The sequence below is a fragment of the Pseudomonas sp. BJa5 genome (assembly GCF_030272875.2).
In the GTDB taxonomy this organism is placed as follows: Bacteria; Pseudomonadota; Gammaproteobacteria; order Pseudomonadales; family Pseudomonadaceae; genus Aquipseudomonas.
In genome coordinates this window covers 45,525-61,073 of record NZ_JALRNG020000028.1, presented here as the reverse complement: position 1 = coordinate 61,073, position 15,549 = coordinate 45,525, and the positions used below count along the sequence as shown (strand labels likewise).

Below are 15,549 nucleotides of genomic sequence, written 5' to 3'. Positions count from 1 at the left end.
CCTGCGACTGCCATGACCGATATTCTTCAGCTCAGCTCAGGCTATTTATCGCCCGTAGGCAATTATGGCCGGCACAACACCCAGGCATTGGGCGGCGTCAGCCACCTGTGGCAGGATTTCTTTGCCCGCGCCCTGGCCGAGCAGCAGGCTGAAGGCAGTGAACCGGGCAGCTTCTCGCCCGCCCCCGTCGACAAACTCACCGGGGAGCCTCTGGGCGGCACCCAGGTGCTGGCGCAGATCCATAGCCAGCGCCTGTGCAATGTCCAGGACACCGAGATCGCCCCGCCCGAGCCGCTGTTCCTGCCGATTGCCGAGTTCGAGCCCGAGCTGCTGGAAAAGCTCGCCCCGCCCTTCAGCGACGCCGAACTGATCGAGCAACAGCGCCAGCTGGACATCAGCAACAGCTGGGTGCGCCCGGTGGTCATGAGCCAGGGCCACCCGCTGCCCGAGCCAGGCCCTGGCCCTGAGCCCAAGTCGCTGTATCTGCCGATCGCCGAATTCGAGATGGACCTGCTGGACAAGGCGCCCGAGCCGTTCGACGCACCTACCCTGGTGGCCCAGCAATCGGCACTGGACTTCGACACCCGCTGGGCCCGCCCGGTGGTGCTGAACAACGTGCGCATCGCTGCCTGAGTTTCAGCGACCGCCCATCCCGCTTCAACGTCGGAACAATCGGTTCAACTGATCGAATGGGAGCGCCTGTTCACCGTAGCTGAAACGACCCTGGTGCATGATTTCCTCGGCCCCCCGAAAAAACGCGCCATAGGCTGCCCGGGCCAGTGACGAGCCGACGCTGATGCGCCGCACCCCCAGGTCCTGCAACTGGTTGACGCTCAAGTCCACCCCAGCCATGCCCATCAACACGTTCACAGGCTTGGGTGCCACGGCCTGGACCACGGCGCGGATTTCCTCTGCGGTACGCAGACCGGGCGCGTAGAGCACATCGGCGCCGGCTTCGGCAAAGGCCTGCAGGCGGGCAATGGTGTCATCCAGGTCCTGGCAGCCATGCAGCAGGTTCTCGGCCCGGGCGCAGAGCACGAAGGGAAAGTCCAGGCTGCGGGCGGCAGCCACTGCGGCTTCGACGCGTGCCACGGCGTGATGGAAGCTGTAGATCGGCTCCTCGGGATTACCGCTGGCATCTTCGATGGAAGCGCCCACCAGGCCTGCCTGCGCGGCCTGCACAATGGCCGCGGCGCAGCCTTCAGGGTCATCGCTGAAGCCGTTTTCCAGGTCGGCCGCCACCGGCAAGGCCGTGGCATCGGCAATGGCGCGGGCGTTGTCCAGGGTCTCGGCCAGTGTCATCGCCCCTTCGGCATCCGGCCGCCCCAGCGAGAAGGCAAGACCGGCACTGGTGGTGGCCAGGGCCTCGAACCCCAGGCTCGCCAGCAGCTTGGCGGACCCGGCATCCCAGGGGTTGGGAATGACGAAGGCCGTGTCACGCTCATGCAGGGCTTTGAAGGCTTGGGCACGCAGGGTTTGTACATCCATGATCACGGCTCCCGGGCAAGCGGCAGGACGCGTTCAGAGCAGGCCGAGCTGTTCGGCCTCAGGCGTCCTGTCCAGTTCAGGCAAGGCCGCCAGTCCCGGCAGGCGCTCCATCAGTCCGCGATGAAAGCGCTGGGCCAGGGCTGCGGCCAGGCGGTTGTCGGCAGTATGCAGGAAAACATAAGGGCTGCGCCCTTCCTCGATCCAGGCAGCGACCTTGTCCAGCCATGGTAGTAGATAGGATTCGTTGGCGTGCAGTTCCGGGTGACCGATGAAGCGCACCTGCGGGTGCTGGCTGAAGGCTGTCGGGCGCGGCGGCACACGTGGCTTTTTCGCCTGGGCATGCAACACGCCCGGCTCGCGCGAGGTGCAACTGAACAAGGCGCGCGGGTCCAGGCAGATGCGCTCGATGCCACGGTCGAGCAGCAGGCGGTTGAGCAGGCGCTCTTCATCGCCCCGGGCGAAGAAGGCATCGTTGCGCACCTCGACGGCAATGGGCACGTCGAGTTCGTCGAGAAAGGTCACCAGCTCCCCCAGCCGCACCGGGCCGAAAGTCGCCGGCAATTGCAGCCAGTAAGGGGCCACGCGCTCGCCCAGGGGCTTGAGCAATTCGATGAAGGTCTGCGCCGCCGTCAGCTGCCCGCGCAGGTCGCCGCCATGACTGATGTCACCGGGAAACTTGGCAGTGAAGCGAAAATGCGCAGGCATGATCCGGGCCCAGCGTTCGACGGTCGCCGGGGCCGGGCGGGCATAAAAGGTGGTGTTGCCTTCAACGGCATTGAAGACCTGGCTGTAGAGGCCGAGAAAATCGCCGCTCTTGGCGTCTGCGGGGTACAGGTACTCGCGCCAGGCGTTTTCACTCCAGGACGGGCAACCGAGAAAATAAGGCAGTGTGGACAGACTCATCCATCAAATGTACAGGTCCAGCCCCAGCACTTCCATCTCCCAGTCGACAAACCCCGAGGTGGTCAGGTAGCTGGCCAGGGCCTGGGCGGTGCGCTTGTCCCGCGCCCGGGGGAAGATCATGTCCTGCTGGCGGGCCGGCAGACCGGAACTGCGCGCCTGGCCGGAGCTGGCCTGGGGCTGCACTTCGTATTCGCCCGGCAGGTCCTCGTCCACGTCATCGTTACGCACCGGCGCTTTGCGCGGGGCTCGCTTGATCGGATAGGACTGTGAGGAAAAACCGTCGATTCGCATGGCGATCTACTCGGAAGCACTGATGGCAATTTAGCAGCACCAGTGATCCTTCGCTAATGCCTGACTGATAACTGGACCACAGATCGGGCAAAAGGTTTTATTTGGCCTGGGAATAACCGACGAAGTGCACTCAGCGAGCCTTGGGCGTCGCCACGTTGTCGCGCAGGTAGACCGGCTGGGCGAGGTCGGCGGCAATCGCCTCGCCCCGCTGCCAGGCGAAGGTGGCCAGGGTCAGCAGGTCCTGGGCATGGGGCAGCAGGGTGGCGTCGTGACCGCTCGGGGTAACGCCGATGCGCTCGGCGTAGTTCCAGCCGGTACCGGCACCGAACCACTCGCCGCTGGCATCGGCAGGCAGTTGTGCCCGCTCTGGCGCCAACACCGCTTCGCTGCCGACCAGGCGCATCTCGCCGGCTACCGCCTGGTAGCAGCCCCAGTACACTTCATCCATGCGCGCATCGATGGCCGCCGCCACCTGCGAGACGCCCCGCTCGCGCAGGGCCCGCTGGGCCAGCACCGCCAGGTTGGACACCGGCAGCACCGGACGCTCCAGGGCGAAGGCCAGGCCCTGGACCACGCCGATGGCGATGCGCACGCCGGTGAAGGCGCCCGGGCCACGGCCGAAGGCAATGGCGTCGAGCGCCGACAACGTGGTGCCGGCGTCGGCCAGCAACTGCTGGATCATCGGCAGCAGCTTCTGCGCATGCAGGCGCGGGATCACCTCGTAATGGCTGGAAACCTTGCCGTCATGCAGCAAGGCAACGGAGCAGGCTTCAGTGGCGGTATCCAGGGCCAGCAAGGTGGTCATCGGTGTATCCAGGCAAATGAAAAAAGAGCGGCATTATAAACAACAACGGCCCGCAAGCGGGCCGTTGTCTGCACCAGAGGGTACTGATCAGCTCAGGGCTGCCAGGACCTTGGCGGTGATGGCTTCGACCGAGCCGACGCCTTCGATGCGGCTGTACTTCGGTTTGCCGGCGTTGGCGGCCGACAGCTTCTGGTAGAAGTCCACCAGTGGCTTGGTCTGGGTGTGATAGACCGACAGGCGATGACGCACGGTCTCTTCCTTGTCGTCATCACGCTGGATCAGGTCTTCGCCGGTGGCGTCGTCCTTGCCTTCGACCTTCGGCGGGTTGTACTGGATGTGGTAGGTACGACCCGAAGCCAGGTGCACGCGGCGACCGGCCATGCGACCGACGATCTCTTCGTCGTCGACGGCGATCTCGACCACGGCGTCGATGTCGACGCCCGCAGCAACCATGGCCTCAGCCTGTGGAATGGTGCGTGGGAAACCGTCGAACAGGCAGCCTTTGGCGCAGTCAGGCTGGGCGATGCGTTCCTTGACCAGGCTGATGATCAGCTCGTCGGAGACCAGCTGGCCGGCATCCATGACTTTTTTCAGTTCCAGGCCCAGCGGGGTGCCGGCCTTGACGGCGGCGCGCAGCATGTCGCCGGTGGAAATCTGTGGAATACCGAATTTTTCGGTGATGAACTGTGCCTGAGTACCTTTACCGGCCCCGGGAGCTCCCAGCAGAATTACGCGCATCTTGTGCTCCTCATTTTTGTAAGCAAATCAATGGAGTCGGCGCAGAGGGCCAAGTCCGGAATTGGGTCATGACCACAAATTGGTCAAAAGGCTGCTCAAGATACACAGCGCTTTAATGCCACACAAGCGGTCGAAAGTCGGAAAAAACCCCACGCATCGACTCTGCCAGCCGCAGGTTGCGCCCAGCGCAACCTGTTGCTTTGCAAGCACTCTTGTCCGCCTCACGGCAGGGCCGGGCCATCGCAACCCGTGCTCAGCCGGTATTGCGCAAACCCGCCGCGATACCCGCCACGGTAACCAGCAACGCCTGCTCCAGCGGGCTGTCCAGAGCGGCTTCGCGGCTGCGCGAACGGGCCAGCAACTCGGCCTGCAATAGATGCAGCGGGTCCAGGTAGGTGTTGCGCAAGCGGATGAATTCCAGGGTCTCAGGGCTATGTTCCAGTAGCACCGGCTGCCCGGTCAGACCCAGCACCACCGCGCACGCCTGCGACAATAGGTCGCGCAAATGTGCACCCAAAGGTCGCAGTTCTGGTTGCACCAGACGTTGGTCGTAGGATCGGGCGATATCGCTGTCGGCCTTGGCCAGGACCATCTCCAGCATGTCGATGCGGGTGCGGAAGAACGGCCACTGCTCGCGCATCTGCGCCAGCAACTCACCTTGCCCGCGAGCCAGGGCGTTGTTCAGCGCCGCTTCCCAGCCCAGCCAGGCCGGCAACATCAGGCGGGTCTGGGTCCAGCCGAAGATCCACGGGATCGCCCGCAGGCTTTCGATACCACCGGCGCGGCGCTTGGCCGGTCGGCTGCCCAAAGGCAGGCGCCCCAGTTCCTGTTCCGGGGTGGACTGGCGGAAGTACTCGACGAACTCGGGGTTGTCGCGCACCACCCCACGGTAGGCCTTGACCCCGTCGGCGGCCAATTGGTCCATCAGTTCGCGCCAGGCCGGTTGCGGCGGCGGTGGCGGCAGCAGGGTCGCTTCGAGCACGGCGGCCAGGTACAGGTTGAGGTTCTGCTCGGCGATATCCGGCAAGCCGAACTTGAAGCGGATCATCTCGCCCTGCTCGGTGGTACGGAAGCGCCCCGCCACCGAGCCTGGCGGCTGCGACAGGATCGCCGCATGGGCCGGACCGCCGCCGCGCCCGACGGTGCCACCACGACCATGGAACAGCAGCAACTCGACCTGCTGCTCACGGCAGATGCGCACCAGCGTCTCCTGGGCCCGGTACTGCGCCCAGGCCGCGGCCGTGGTGCCGGCATCCTTGGCCGAGTCGGAATAACCGATCATCACTTCCTGCGGGCCATGCAAGCCACTGCGGTAGCCCGGCAAACCGAGCAGGCGCTCCATCACCGGGCCAGCGTTATCGAGGTCGGCCAGGGTTTCGAACAACGGCACCACGCGCATCGGGCGCAGTACGCCGGCTTCCTTGAGCAACAGTTGCACAGCGAGCACGTCGGAAGCGGCGCCGGCCATGGAAATCACATAGGAGCCCAGCGAGGCCGCCGGCGCCGCGGCGATCTCGCGGCAGGTGGCGAGCACTTCGGCGGTGTCGGCCTGGGGTTTGAAGTAACCCGGCAGCAGTGGCCGCCGGCTGTTGAGTTCCTGCTGGAGGAAGGCGATGCGCGCCTCTTCGTCCCAGTCGGCATAGCGCCCCAGGCCCAGGTAATCGGTGATTTCACTGAGCGCCGCGGTATGCCGTGCAGCGTCCTGGCGCACGTCCAGGCGCACCAGGAACAGGCCAAAGGTCACCGCCCGGCGCAGGCAGTCGAGCAGCGGGCCGTCGGCAATCACGCCCATGCCGCAGGCGTGCAGCGAGTCGAAGCACAGCTGCAGGGGTTCGAACAGTTCCTGGTTGTCCTGCAATACCAGGGGCGACGGCGCATGTGGCGTAGTCAGGGCACTCTGCGCCCAGGCACGGGTTTCGCGCAGGCGGTCACGCAACTGCTTGAGCAGCGTGCGGTAAGGCTCGGCCGAGTCGCCGACCCTGGCCCGGAGGGCGTCGCTGGCTTGCTGCATGGACAGCTCGGCAGCCAGGGAGTCGATATCACGCAAGAACAGGTCGGCGGCCATCCAGCGCGCCAGCAACAGGACTTCACGGGTCACGGGCGCAGTGACATTGGGGTTGCCGTCGCGGTCGCCACCCATCCACGAGGCGAAACGGATCGGTGCGGCCTCCAGCGGCAGGCGCAGGCCGGTGGCCTCATGCAGGGCCTTGTCGACCTTGCGCAGGTGATGGGGAATGGCCTGCCAGAGCGAGTGTTCGATGACCGCAAAGCCCCATTTGGCTTCGTCCACCGGCGTCGGCCGGGTGCGGCGGATTTCTTCGGTGTGCCAGGCCTCGGCGATCAACCGCTGCAGGCGGGTGCGGATCTGCTCGCGCTCGGCCGGTATCAGATCGCGGTGATCCTGGGCGGCCAGCTGCGCGGCGATGGCGTCGTACTTCTGGATCAGCGTACGGCGCGCCACTTCGGTGGGGTGCGCGGTCAGCACCAATTCGATATTGAGTTTGCCCAGCTGGCGCGCCAGGGCATCTTCACTGTGCCCGGCGGCCTTGAGCCGCGCCAGCAGTTCGGGCAACACCCGGGCTTCGAAGGGCTCGGGCTGGCCGGCATCACGACGGCGGATCAACTGGTACTGCTCGGCGATGTTGGCCAGGTTGAGGAACTGGTTGAAGGCCCTGGCCACCGGCAGCAATTCGTCTTCGGCAAGGTCGCCCAGGGTCGAACTCAACTGCTCGGCGCTGCCACTGCGGTCGGCCTTGGCGCTGCGGCGAATGGCCTCGATCTTCTGCAGGAACGCCTCGCCGTACTGCTCGCGCACGGTATCGCCCAACAACTCGCCCAACAGATGAACATCTTCACGCAAGCGCACATCGATATCAGTCATCAGCCTTGTCTCCGGCATTCCTGGAAAACCGCTCTGGGACCAGAGTGCCCCACTACCGGTCATGCTTTCAAGGCAGACCAAAGGCTGTGCAGTGACTACGCTGAATACTGATACCCAGGTCTTTACGAGGTCATCATGAAAATCCGTGAGCTTGCCCGGCATTGGGAACGCAACGCCAAGGGTCGCCTGAGCCCCACCGGCCACGTCCTGCATCTGGATGTGGAATCGGCGGCGCGCCTGGCCGCCCTGGCCGAGATGTACCCCAAGCGCCGGCCGGAAGAACTGCTCGGTGAACTGGTGGGAGCGGCCCTGGAGGAACTGGAAGCCAGCTTCCCCTACGTCAAGGGCCAGCAAGTGATCGCCACCGACGAGGAAGGTGATCCGCTGTACGAAGACATCGGCCCGACCCCGCGCTTTCTAGCCCTGTCGCGTCGTTACCTGCAGGCCATGGACAGCCGCAAGGACGAATCAACGCATTGAAGTGGCATTATTCGCGGGGCAAGCCCGCTCCTACAGGGGGACATGTGGGAGCGGGCTTGACCCGCGATGCGTTGTGACGCCCAGCACGCAATCGCGGGGCAAGCCCGCTCCCACCGGCGAGCAGTTGTTACTCCTGAACCTCTTGTGGGGTTTCCTGGCCCAGGCAGCGCACCGCCTGCTTCTTGCTGTTCACCAGCACGCCGGTCAGGCCCTTTTGCGCGGTATCGAACAGCACCAGCACGCCATCGACACACTGGGCCACCTGGGTCGCCGGTTGCAGGGAGATCTTGTAGTCCTCCCCAGGAATGGTCTTGAGCATGGTGAAGTCCGACAGCAACAGGGCATCCTCGGGCTTGGCGAAGTGCAGGTAGCCGTAGTACCACAGGGCACCCACCGTACCGATGATGCTGCAGACTCCAGTGATGATCAGGGGAATCGCGTTACGTTCTTCACTCATTGTGACGTCTCGTCAGGGTAATTAGGGACTTCGGCCAGGCGCCGCAATCCATTGAAATGTTCAGGGTCATCGAGAAAGCGCAGCATCACCTGGCGCCAGGTCTTGTCGGAAAAGGTCTGCACATGGCCGCCACGGGTCAGTTGCAACACTCTCGGCGGTGGCGCCGCCTGGTACAGCTGGATGCCGTTGGCCAGCGGCACGATCGGATCATCGATGCTGTGGAAGAACAACTTGGGCGTCGCCTTGAGCTGCTCGATCGAATGAATCGCGCTGTCGCCGTCGGGCACCAACCAGGACAGCGGCACCTGCAAGGGCCAGGTCATCCAGTGATTGCTCAGGGCAAAGCGTCCGACCTGGCGATAGCTGGCCGGCACGCCGTCGAACACCATGGCCTTGAAGCGGCGGGCCTGCTGCGGATGCTCGGCCAGGTAATGGATGGCCATGGCGCCGCCCAGGCTCTGCCCCAACAACACCTGGGGCTTGCCCTGCACCTCGGGGGCACGCTCCAGCCAGTCGAGGGCGGCGGCGATGTCCTGGTAAACCTGTGGCAAGGCCGGCTTGCCCTGGGACAGCCCGTAACCGCGGTAATCCAGCAGCAGCACCTGATAGCCCTGCTCGGGCAACCACCAACTGCCGCCAAGATGCCAGGCCAGGTTGCCGCCATTGCCATGCAGGTGCAGCACCGTGCCCTTGACCTCGACGCCGGCCTTGGCCGGCAGCCACCAGCCGTGCAAGCGAGTGCCGTCGGCCGCCGTCAGGGTGACATCGCGAAACTGCAGCTTGGCCTTCTCCGGAGTGAACGGCTGGCCGGGCTCGGGATAGAACAGCAGCGAACTGCAGCCGCCCAGACTCAGCAACACCAGCAGCAGGCCCAGGCACCTGCGCCCTGCTTCAGAGAATGTTCGAATAGTCGGCTTCAATCCGGTCCAGGCTCAGGTGGTTGAGGAAGTTGGAGAAACACATCCAGGCCGACAGCGCGTTGAGGTCGCGGAACTGTTCCGGCAAGTACTTGGGCGGTTCCACCAGGCCTTCATCGACCAGTTGGCGCATCGTGCGCATGTCTTCAAGGGTGGTCTTGCCGCAGAACAGCAAGGGGATCTGTTCGAGCTTGCCCTTGCGCACGGCCAACTGAATATAGTTGTAAACCATGATGAAGCCCTTGAGGTAGGACAAGTCCTTGGTAAATGGCAGACCATTGGGCACCGAGCCGCGGAACACCCGGCTGGCGTTGCCGTAGCTTTCCGGCATGCCAAAGCCCTGGGCGCGGAAGAACTCGTAGATCTGCATGAAATCGGCGCCCTCCTCGACCATGTGGATGGCCCGGGTGCGGTTGGTCAGCTTGCGCAGGCGGCTGGGGTAGGAGGCGAAGGCGATCACCTCCATGAGGATCGCCAGGCCTTCCTGGGTCACGGTCGACGAGGGCGGGCCCTTGGCCAGGAAGGTGCAGATCGGCTGGTTCAGGCCGTTCAAGGTGGTGCCCACGTGCACCAGCCCCTCATGGACCTCCAGGGCGCGCACGTCGCGGCTGTTGAACATGGCGTCGCTGCGGATCTTGATGTAGTCGGCGCCGGCGGCGGCATCGGCGACGATGCCATCGGACTCGAACACGCGGATGGTGTCCTCGGCCTCGTTGAACACTTTGTTCAGGCGCCGCTGGAGCATCTCCACGGCCTGCTTGGCGGTGAGGTCCTTCGGTTCGTCCTTGAGATCGCCCCGGCCATCGATGTTGTTCAGGTAATCCGAGAGCATCAGCCCCAGGTCCGACAGGGTCGGATCGCCGGCATGGAAGGCATCGGAGGCCGCGCCATAGAGTTCCTGGGAGATCAGGCCGAAGTCCTCGGTGCCACGCGCCTCGAGCATGCGCACCACCATGCGGTATTCCTTGCACATGCGCCGCATGATCTGCCCGACCGGGTTGAACTGGCCCAGCTGGCGGGTGATGTCACGCTCGATGTTCTGGAATTCAAGCTTCACCGCGCTGGAATCGAACGACAGCGGTCGCGCCAGGTAATAGGCGCGATCCACCGCCGGCATCTCCCGGCCCTTGGCCTTGAGGAAGCCCTGGCGAATGCTATCGTCCCACTTCACCGCATCGAGCACGCGAATGGGCGTTTGCGCCAGGACAATGCGATCAGACAGGGCACGTATCGTCTGCTGGTACTCGTCCACCCTTGACTCCTTGAATCGTCAGTATTACTTGCCGGCCCGCTGGAACCGCGCCACTTCGATGAACAGGTCGGAGTTGGCCGGATCGTCCAGGTAGGCCATGACCCGCTCCACCGGGCTGTCGATCAGTACGCCTTCACCGTTGTCGTCCGGCACCTCGTAGGTACGGCCGCTGAGCTCTTTCTTCTCCACGGCCTGGTTGACCTGCTCGACGTCGAGGTTGTAGATCACCAGCTCCTTGCCGTCGATCACATCGAACCCGCCGATCAGGAAGTTGCCGCCCAGGCGCTTGGGCACACCGGCCGAGAGGTACCAGCGATTGCCATGTCGGGACACGGTGAAGGCGTACTCGTCGTGCTTCTTGTCCTTGCCGGTGGCCACGGCCTTGTAGGCATTGCCACCGCTGCGGCTGATCACCAGGTTCAGCGGCTCGCCCCAGGCGTCCTTGCTGGTCCATTTGCCGAGCAGGGCGCGCGGCGCCGCCTCGTTCGCCGGAATCGGCTCATTGAAGGTCACCAGACAACCGCCAAGCAGCAGGAACGACAGCGCCAACAGCAGACTTCTGGCTTTCATCGGGTTCTCCTTGAAATAGGGCCGCGCCTCACGCGGCGGCCAGCACCAGATGCAGGTACCGGGTAAGGATAGCGAGCATCTGCGCAGGCGCCTCGACGCGTGAGCCGTCGAGCAGGCCCTGATATTCCATCTGCTCGATAATCGCCGTCAACACCAGCGCATCCTGCTGCGGCTGGCGCGAGCCCACGACCTGGAGCATCTGGCAGGTACCACGCAGCAGAATCTGCTCGTGCAGCCTGACCAACTCGGCCAGGCGCGGACACAGCAGGGCCTCCTGGCGAAAAGCCTGCTCGGCCATCAGGAAATCGCGGCGATTGTGCAACTGGCGCTGCACGTAATCGGCGGTCATCTTCGCCACCTCATCAGCCAGGTGTGCCCTGCTCTGCGGGCTGCCGTCGCCCTGGGCGAGCAACTGGCGCAGCACCACCTCGGCGCTTTCCCACAGTTTGGCCATGTAGGCCGCACTACGCTCCACGTACTGGGCGAAGGTGTCGGTGAGCAGGTCCTCGATGTCCTTGAAGTAGTAAGTGGTCGCCGACAGCGGAACCCCGGCCTCGGTCGCCACCGCGCGGTGGCGCACACCGCGCACGCCGTCGCGCACGACAATGCGCATGGCTGCGTCGAGGATGTCCTGGCGGCGCTGTTCGCTGCCCTGGCGACTGGCCTTGCGGCCCTGGTACTGCACGCTTTCCGCGACGGCCGTAGCTACGCCCGCCGCACCTTGTTGAGCCATTGCAGGAGTCACTGCAGGTCTCCCCCTGGTTGGATCCGATGAAAAATTATCGACAGACAAGAAAAAGCCGCCTCGAAAGGCGGCTTGTTCAGGACACTCAGGCCTGCGGGCGCATGTGCGGGAACAGGATCACGTCGCGGATCGACGGCGAGTTGGTCAGCAGCATCACCAGACGGTCGATACCGATGCCTTCACCGGCGGTCGGCGGCATGCCGTATTCCAGGGCGCGAACGAAGTCGGCATCGTAGTGCATGGCTTCGTCGTCACCGGCGTCCTTCTCGGCCACCTGGGCCATGAAGCGCTCGGCCTGGTCTTCGGCATCGTTGAGCTCGGAGTAGGCGTTGGCGATCTCGCGGCCACCGATGAACAGCTCGAAACGGTCGGTGACGTTCGGATTCTCGTCGTTGCGACGGGCCAGCGGCGAGACTTCGAACGGGTACTGGGTGATGAAGTGCGGCTGCTCCAGCTTGTGCTCGACCAGCTCTTCGAAAATCATCACCTGCAGCTTGCCCAGGCCTTCGAAGCCCAGGACCTTGGCACCGGCTTTCTTGGCGATTTCACGGGCCTTGTCGATGTCGTTGAGGTCGGCGGCAGTGATCTCGGGGTTGTACTTGAGGATCGAGTCGAACACCGACAGGCGCACGAACGGCTCGCCGAAGTGGAACACCTTGTCGCCATACGGCACGTCGGTAGTCCCCAGTACAAGCTGCGCCAGTTCGCGGAACAGCTCCTCGGTCAGGTCCATGTTGTCTTCGTAGTCGGCGTGGGCCTGGTAGAACTCGAGCATGGTGAACTCGGGGTTGTGCCGGGTCGAAACGCCTTCGTTACGGAAGTTGCGGTTGATTTCGAAGACTTTCTCGAAGCCACCGACCACCAGGCGCTTGAGGTACAGCTCCGGGGCGATACGCAGGAACATCTGCATGTCCAGCGCGTTGTGGTGGGTTTCGAACGGCTTGGCCGCGGCACCACCGGGGATGGTCTGCAGCATCGGCGTTTCCACTTCGAGGAAGTCGCGCGCCATCAGGAAGTTGCGGATGTGGGCGATGACCTGCGAGCGAACGCGGAAGGTGTGACGAGTTTCCTCGTTGACCATCAGGTCGACGTAGCGCTGGCGATAGCGCTGTTCGGTATCGGTCAGGCCGTGGTGCTTGTCCGGCAGCGGGCGCAGCGACTTGGTCAGCAGACGCACGTTGGTCATCTCGACGTACAGGTCACCCTTGCCGGAACGGGCCAGGGTACCTTCGGCGGCGATGATGTCGCCCAGGTCCCAGGTCTTGACCGCGGCCAGGGTTTCTTCTGGCAGGGTCTTGCGGTTGACGTAGACCTGGATGCGACCGGTCATGTCCTGGATCACCATGAACGAGCCACGGTTGAGCATGATGCGGCCGGCAACCTTGACCGGAATCGCTGCAGCTTCCAGCTCTTCCTTGGTCTTGTCGACATATTGCTTCTGCAGGTCGTTGCAGTAGCTGTCACGGCGGAAGTCGTTGGGGAAGGCATTACCCTTGGCGCGCTCGGCAGCAAGCTTTTCCTTGCGCAGCGCGATCAGGTTGTTTTCTTCCTGTTGCAGGTCTTGCGGGTCGAGATTGAGGTCGCTCATGTCGTCATTCTTTCCATCAGGTATTCGTTGCCCTTGTCGGGCAGGGCACGCGATACGGGCCGATGGCCTCGTATCGCGGCGGTGGTGTGCGGTTTACAGTCCCTGCTTGAGGCTCGCTTCCAGGTACTGGTCGAGGTCGCCGTCCAGGACCTTCTGGCAGTCGCTGCGCTCGACGCCGGTACGCAGGTCCTTGATGCGCGAGTCATCGAGTACATAGGAGCGGATCTGGTGGCCCCAGCCGATGTCGGACTTGCTGTCTTCCAGTGCCTGGGAAGCGGCGTTGCGCTTCTGCATTTCCAGCTCATACAACTTGGCCCGCAGCATTTTCATGGCGGTGTCCTTGTTGGCGTGCTGGGAACGTTCGTTCTGGCAGGCCACCACGGTGTTGGTCGGCACGTGGGTGATACGTACCGCCGAGTCGGTGGTGTTGACGTGCTGACCACCGGCACCCGAGGAGCGGTAGGTGTCGATGCGCAGGTCGGACGGGTTGATATCGATCTCGACCTTGTCGTCGATCTCGGGGGACACGAACACCGCCGAGAACGAGGTGTGGCGACGGGCGCCGGAGTCGAACGGGCTCTTGCGCACCAGGCGGTGCACGCCGATCTCGGTGCGCAGCCAGCCGAAGGCGTACTCGCCCTTGATGTGCACGGTGGCGCCCTTGATGCCGGCGACTTCGCCTTCGGACAGTTCGATGATGGTGGCATCGAAGCCGCGCTTGTCGGCCCAGCGCAGGTACATGCGCAGCAGGATGTTGGCCCAGTCCTGGGCTTCGGTGCCGCCGGAACCGGCCTGGATGTCCAGGTAGGCGTTGTTCATGTCCATCTCGCCGCTGAACATGCGACGGAATTCGAGCTTGGCCAGGGACTCGTCCAGGCCCTCCAACTCGCTGATGACGTCGCCGACGGCGCCTTCGTCATCTTCCTCGACGGCCATGTCGAGCAGGTCCTTGCAGTCGGCCAGGCCACCGGACAGCTTGTCCAGGGTCTCGACGACCTGCGCCAGAAGCGCACGCTCGCGCCCCAGGCCCTGGGCATACTCGGGCTTGTTCCAGACGGCAGGGTCTTCCAGCTCGCGGTTGACTTCGATCAGGCGCTCATGCTTTTGATCGTAGTCAAAGATACCCCCGAATAGATTCGGAACGCTCGGTCAGGTCCTTGATGGTATTCAGGATCGGTTGGATTTCCATGGGCGGGCAGCTCTCGTGCGTATTCTGTAGAAAAGCCGGAGAGTATAACCGAGTCTGAAAGCCGACGGCAGCCCGTCGGGCGGCTTGGAAAATGGTGCGGGCCAAACCACCGTAGGAGCGGGCTTGCCCCGCGATGCACTGTGATTGCCGGTACGCAATCGCGGGGCAAGCCCGCTCCTACACGAACCCGGGCCGCCAGGCTCGGTTCAATCCACCCGGACCTGGTTGCGGCCGTTGTGCTTGGCCAGGTACAGGCCCTTGTCCGCCGCCGAGATCAGTTGCCGGCAGTTGCTGCCCATGGCCGGCGTCTGGGTGGCCAGGCCGATGCTGACGGTCAGGCTGGAGTCGGCTTCGGGCATGTTGTGGGCGATTTTCATCGCCGCCACCGACTGGCGCAGTTTTTCCGCCACCAGGCGGGCACCGCCCGGCGAGGTGTTGGGAAGCACCAGGGCGAACTCCTCGCCGCCATAGCGCGCCGGCAGGTCGCTGGGCCGTGCGCAGGAGCCGCGAATGGCATCGGCGACCTTGCGCAGCGCCTCGTCACCCGCCAGGTGGCCGAAGGTATCGTTGTACGACTTGAAATAGTCGACATCGATCATCAGCAACGACAGCTGGGCCTGCTCGCGCATGGCCCGGCGCCATTCCAGCTCCAGGTATTCGTCGAAATGACGACGGTTGGACAACCCGGTGAGGCCGTCGGAGTTCATCAGCCGCTGCAGCACCAGGTTGGTGTCGAGCAGTTGCTGCTGGCTGACGCGCAAGGCGCGATAGGCCTCGTCGCGCTGCAACAGGGTCAGGTAGGAGCGCGAGTGGTAGCGAATGCGCGCCACCAGTTCGATATTGTCCGGCAGCTTGACCAGGTAGTCGTTGGCACCGGCGGCAAAGGCCGCGCTTTTGACCAACGGGTCTTCCTTGGTCGACAGGACGATGATCGGAATGTCCTGGGTGGCCGGGTTGTTGCGGTACTCGCGCACCAGGGTCAGGCCGTCGAGACCGGGCATGATCAGGTCCTGGAGGATCACCGTCGGCTTGATCCGGATGGCCTGGGCGACCGCCTGGTGCGGGTCGGCGCAGAAGTGGAAGTCGATGTTCTCTTCGTGGGCCAGGCCACGACGCACCGCCTCGCCAATCATGGCCTGATCGTCGACCAACAGGACCATTGCCGAGTTTTCATTCATGCTCGGGAAACCGTCGAGCGGTAAGTCATTCATGCGCTGTCACCTGGTCACTGCCGGCGGACCGGCG

The 15,549-nt window shown here is 64.0% G+C and carries 16 protein-coding genes; 2 read left to right on the top strand and 14 right to left on the bottom strand.

Annotated elements, in window-relative coordinates; genetic code table 11:
- The first annotated feature begins 12 nt into the window (after positions 1–12).
- Entirely contained in the window at positions 13–633 is a 621-nt protein-coding gene (locus M2D63_RS16770; protein WP_285864066.1) for an energy transducer TonB, read from the top strand.
- 24 nt (positions 634–657) lie between these two features.
- Here the strand turns inward: M2D63_RS16770 and M2D63_RS16765 are convergent, their stop codons facing one another.
- The 6 genes from M2D63_RS16765 to ppc form a co-directional block, all read right to left on the bottom strand.
- On the bottom strand, positions 658–1,488 hold the full coding sequence (locus M2D63_RS16765; RefSeq protein WP_285864065.1) for an oxaloacetate decarboxylase: 831 nt from the start codon (positions 1,486–1,488) through the stop codon (positions 658–660).
- A 33-nt stretch (positions 1,489–1,521) separates the two neighbouring features.
- Positions 1,522–2,391: a DUF72 domain-containing protein gene (locus M2D63_RS16760; RefSeq protein WP_285864064.1), complete on the bottom strand. Its 870-nt coding sequence runs from the start codon at positions 2,389–2,391 to the stop codon at positions 1,522–1,524.
- A gap of 3 nt (positions 2,392–2,394) precedes the next feature.
- Positions 2,395–2,682 carry a hypothetical protein gene (locus M2D63_RS16755; RefSeq protein ID WP_285864063.1) on the bottom strand — a complete coding sequence of 96 codons (288 nt, stop codon included), beginning with the start codon at positions 2,680–2,682 and terminating at the stop codon, positions 2,395–2,397.
- A 130-nt stretch (positions 2,683–2,812) separates the two neighbouring features.
- Positions 2,813–3,487 carry a tRNA (adenosine(37)-N6)-threonylcarbamoyltransferase complex dimerization subunit type 1 TsaB gene (tsaB, locus tag M2D63_RS16750; protein WP_285864062.1) on the bottom strand — a complete coding sequence of 225 codons (675 nt, stop codon included), beginning with the start codon at positions 3,485–3,487 and terminating at the stop codon, positions 2,813–2,815.
- An 87-nt stretch (positions 3,488–3,574) separates the two neighbouring features.
- Complete coding sequence (adk, locus tag M2D63_RS16745; protein ID WP_285864061.1) at positions 3,575–4,225, bottom strand: adenylate kinase; 651 nt, start codon at positions 4,223–4,225, stop codon at positions 3,575–3,577.
- A gap of 253 nt (positions 4,226–4,478) precedes the next feature.
- Positions 4,479–7,106, bottom strand: coding sequence for a phosphoenolpyruvate carboxylase (ppc, locus tag M2D63_RS16740; protein ID WP_285864060.1), 2,628 nt, complete (start codon positions 7,104–7,106; stop codon positions 4,479–4,481).
- A gap of 135 nt (positions 7,107–7,241) precedes the next feature.
- Here ppc and M2D63_RS16735 point away from each other — a divergent pair, with 135 nt between their 5' ends.
- On the top strand, positions 7,242–7,586 hold the full coding sequence (locus M2D63_RS16735; protein WP_285864059.1) for a pilin assembly protein: 345 nt from the start codon (positions 7,242–7,244) through the stop codon (positions 7,584–7,586).
- Between the two features lie 127 nt (positions 7,587–7,713).
- On the opposite strand, the gene M2D63_RS16730 is transcribed toward M2D63_RS16735, so the two are convergent.
- The 8 genes from M2D63_RS16730 to M2D63_RS16695 form a co-directional block, all read right to left on the bottom strand.
- Entirely contained in the window at positions 7,714–8,043 is a 330-nt protein-coding gene (locus M2D63_RS16730; RefSeq protein WP_285864058.1) for a hypothetical protein, read from the bottom strand.
- On the bottom strand, positions 8,040–8,963 hold the full coding sequence (locus tag M2D63_RS16725; RefSeq protein ID WP_285864057.1) for an alpha/beta hydrolase: 924 nt from the start codon (positions 8,961–8,963) through the stop codon (positions 8,040–8,042). Before M2D63_RS16725 ends, M2D63_RS16730 begins: the two co-directional genes overlap by 4 nt.
- The gene (locus M2D63_RS16720) at positions 8,935–10,212 is read right to left on the bottom strand and encodes a flavohemoglobin expression-modulating QEGLA motif protein (RefSeq protein ID WP_285864056.1); all 1,278 of its coding nucleotides are present in this window, start codon (positions 10,210–10,212) and stop codon (positions 8,935–8,937) included. Before M2D63_RS16720 ends, M2D63_RS16725 begins: the two co-directional genes overlap by 29 nt.
- A gap of 24 nt (positions 10,213–10,236) precedes the next feature.
- Positions 10,237–10,782 (bottom strand): hypothetical protein, encoded by a 546-nt coding sequence (locus tag M2D63_RS16715; protein WP_285864055.1) that lies wholly within the window; start codon positions 10,780–10,782, stop codon positions 10,237–10,239.
- A 28-nt stretch (positions 10,783–10,810) separates the two neighbouring features.
- Positions 10,811–11,515 (bottom strand): TetR/AcrR family transcriptional regulator, encoded by a 705-nt coding sequence (locus M2D63_RS16710; RefSeq protein ID WP_285864054.1) that lies wholly within the window; start codon positions 11,513–11,515, stop codon positions 10,811–10,813.
- A 97-nt stretch (positions 11,516–11,612) separates the two neighbouring features.
- A complete protein-coding gene (lysS, locus tag M2D63_RS16705; protein WP_285864053.1) occupies positions 11,613–13,115 on the bottom strand; it encodes a lysine--tRNA ligase in 1,503 nt (500 codons plus the stop codon).
- Between the two features lie 93 nt (positions 13,116–13,208).
- A protein-coding gene (gene prfB, locus M2D63_RS16700) for a peptide chain release factor 2 (protein ID WP_285864052.1) occupies positions 13,209–14,304 on the bottom strand; the annotation gives its coding sequence in 2 pieces (ribosomal slippage) (positions 13,209–14,231 and positions 14,233–14,304; 1,095 coding nt in all).
- Positions 14,305–14,510: 206 nt separating this feature from the next.
- On the bottom strand, positions 14,511–15,515 hold the full coding sequence (locus M2D63_RS16695) for a PleD family two-component system response regulator (protein ID WP_285864051.1): 1,005 nt from the start codon (positions 15,513–15,515) through the stop codon (positions 14,511–14,513).
- Between the last annotated feature and the right edge of the window lie 34 nt (positions 15,516–15,549).

Bases quoted from the DNA above. Each gene is read 5' to 3' on its own strand.
- M2D63_RS16735 (WP_285864059.1), top strand. From the start codon at position 7,242: ATGAAAATCCGTGAGCTTGCCCGGCATTGGGAACGCAACGCCAAGGGT.
- M2D63_RS16695 (WP_285864051.1), bottom strand. From the start codon at position 15,515: ATGAATGACTTACCGCTCGACGGTTTCCCGAGCATGAATGAAAACTCG.
- ppc (WP_285864060.1), bottom strand. From the start codon at position 7,106: ATGACTGATATCGATGTGCGCTTGCGTGAAGATGTTCATCTGTTGGGC.
- lysS (WP_285864053.1), bottom strand. From the start codon at position 13,115: ATGAGCGACCTCAATCTCGACCCGCAAGACCTGCAACAGGAAGAAAAC.
- M2D63_RS16760 (WP_285864064.1), bottom strand. From the start codon at position 2,391: ATGAGTCTGTCCACACTGCCTTATTTTCTCGGTTGCCCGTCCTGGAGT.
- M2D63_RS16730 (WP_285864058.1), bottom strand. From the start codon at position 8,043: ATGAGTGAAGAACGTAACGCGATTCCCCTGATCATCACTGGAGTCTGC.
- tsaB (WP_285864062.1), bottom strand. From the start codon at position 3,487: ATGACCACCTTGCTGGCCCTGGATACCGCCACTGAAGCCTGCTCCGTT.
- M2D63_RS16710 (WP_285864054.1), bottom strand. From the start codon at position 11,515: ATGGCTCAACAAGGTGCGGCGGGCGTAGCTACGGCCGTCGCGGAAAGC.
- M2D63_RS16715 (WP_285864055.1), bottom strand. From the start codon at position 10,782: ATGAAAGCCAGAAGTCTGCTGTTGGCGCTGTCGTTCCTGCTGCTTGGC.
- M2D63_RS16755 (WP_285864063.1), bottom strand. From the start codon at position 2,682: ATGCGAATCGACGGTTTTTCCTCACAGTCCTATCCGATCAAGCGAGCC.
- M2D63_RS16770 (WP_285864066.1), top strand. From the start codon at position 13: ATGACCGATATTCTTCAGCTCAGCTCAGGCTATTTATCGCCCGTAGGC.
- M2D63_RS16765 (WP_285864065.1), bottom strand. From the start codon at position 1,488: ATGGATGTACAAACCCTGCGTGCCCAAGCCTTCAAAGCCCTGCATGAG.
- adk (WP_285864061.1), bottom strand. From the start codon at position 4,225: ATGCGCGTAATTCTGCTGGGAGCTCCCGGGGCCGGTAAAGGTACTCAG.